The sequence below is a fragment of the Nocardia sp. NPDC003345 genome (genome assembly GCF_053589395.1).
Genome location: NZ_JBSFRU010000576.1, coordinates 1 through 1749, shown reverse-complemented (window position 1 = coordinate 1749; position 1749 = coordinate 1). Strand labels below are relative to the sequence as shown.

Here is a 1749-nt window from a genome sequence, read left to right as displayed (position 1 = left end):
AGATCGTGAACTCCTGCGGCTACGATTCGGTCCCCTCCGACCTCAGCGTCTACCAGCTCTACCGCCGCAGTGTCGCGGACAATACCGGCGAGCTCGGCGACACCACCCTCATCGCGACGATGCGCGGCGGGGTGAGCGGCGGCACCGTCGATTCCGGTCGCGCCATGATGGAGGCCGTCGCCGCGGACCGGTCCAAGGGGGCGGTTCTCGCCCACCCGTATTCGCTGAGCCCCGATAAGACGATGGACCCCGATGTCGGCCGCCAGACCGATCTCACCGTGCAGCGGGCGAGCGAGATCGACCCGAGCCTGCGCGGCTGGGTGGGCACCTTCGTGATGGCCAGTCACAACACCAAGATCGTGCGGCGCAGCAACGGGCTGCTGGGCTGGGTGTACGGCAAGAACTTCCGCTACCGCGAGACCATGGGCGCCGGGACCTCTGCGCTGGCGCCGCTGGTCGCGGCGGGTGTCTCCGGCGGTGTGGTGGCCGCGATGGGGATCGGCGGGCTGCTGTCGCGCTTCCGCGGCGGGCGCGCCCTGCTCGACCGGATCCTGCCCGCCCCCGGCACCGGTCCGAGCGAAGCCACCCGGGAAAGCGGCTGGTTCCGGATGCGGACCTACGCGCGGACCTCCTCGGGAGCACGGTATCTCGCGAATTTCGCCGGGCTGGGCGATCCCGGATACAAGGCGACCGCGGTGATGCTGGGCGAGAGCGGGCTGGCGCTGGCGTTCGACGACAAGCCCGAACTCGCCGGAATTCTCACTCCCGCCGCCGCCATGGGCGACGCGTTGACCGATCGGCTGCGCGCGGCCGGTATGACCATCGATGTCGAGCGCCTGGGATGAACCTCGCGCGACGCACCATGAACGCGCCGGCGCTGGCGGCGGTGTACGAGAAGGTGTGGCGGCCGACGGTGTTCTATCTCGCCACCGGCCGCAGCACCGAAGCCGACCGGCGGTTCGCGGTCGATTCGCTGCACCTGCACCGGGCCCACCGGGTCTTGGATATCGCCTGCGGGCCGGGCAATTTCACCCGCTATCTCAGCGAGCAGGTCCCGGCCGGCGGCTATGTGACGGGTATCGACTTCTCACCGCCGATGCTGGCGCGTGCCCGGGCCGACAACGCGGGTCCGCGCGCGGGTTATGTCCGCGGTGACGCACGATATCTGCCGTTCGCCGACGGAACCTTCGACGCGGTCTGTTGTTTCGGCGCGCTGTACCTGATCCCCGATCCGCTGGTCGCGGCCCGGGAGATGGTGCGGGTGCTGGCGCCGGGGGGACGTCTGGCGATCACCACCAGCCACCGTCCCGATAATCCGATCGGCGAGATCACCCGGCTGACCGCCGCGGTGAGCGGACTGCGCATGTTCGACGGGCAGACCTTCCCCGACCTGTTCGCCGCCGCGGGCCTGACCGATATCGACCAGCGGGTGCACCGGTTCTTCCAGTACCTCACCGCGGTCCGGCCAACGGGTGCGCCCGGGCAGGACTCGGGGAGCCCGGTGGCGTCCGGTCGCGGGGTCTGACGTATCCCTGCGCGACTGCGACGTTCGACCCGATGATCTCTGTGGACCTGTTCCCCTGTGCGCCCCCGCGCGCCTGTGACACCTCACGACCCGCGTGCGGCATGTCACAGCCCAATCCCTGTGAGCGGCCGGTTTTCCGGCGACGCCGCCGCTACTCGTCGGTAGAGTCACCGAACATACCCGTGGGCCGGAAGGGGGATTCGAGATGGCGGTGCCGGACATGG

General features: G+C 69.8%; 2 protein-coding genes. Both read left to right on the top strand.

Going from position 1 to position 1749, the window contains the following annotated elements; translation table 11 throughout:
• Positions 1-845: enoyl-ACP reductase (locus ACWDU1_RS32115; RefSeq protein WP_450004177.1), on the top strand; the 845-nt coding region annotated here is incomplete at its 5' end.
• Positions 842-1525, top strand: coding sequence for a class I SAM-dependent methyltransferase (locus ACWDU1_RS32110; protein WP_450004176.1), 684 nt, complete (start codon positions 842-844; stop codon positions 1523-1525). The genes ACWDU1_RS32115 and ACWDU1_RS32110, both read left to right, overlap by 4 nt.
• Positions 1526-1749 lie beyond the last annotated feature (224 nt).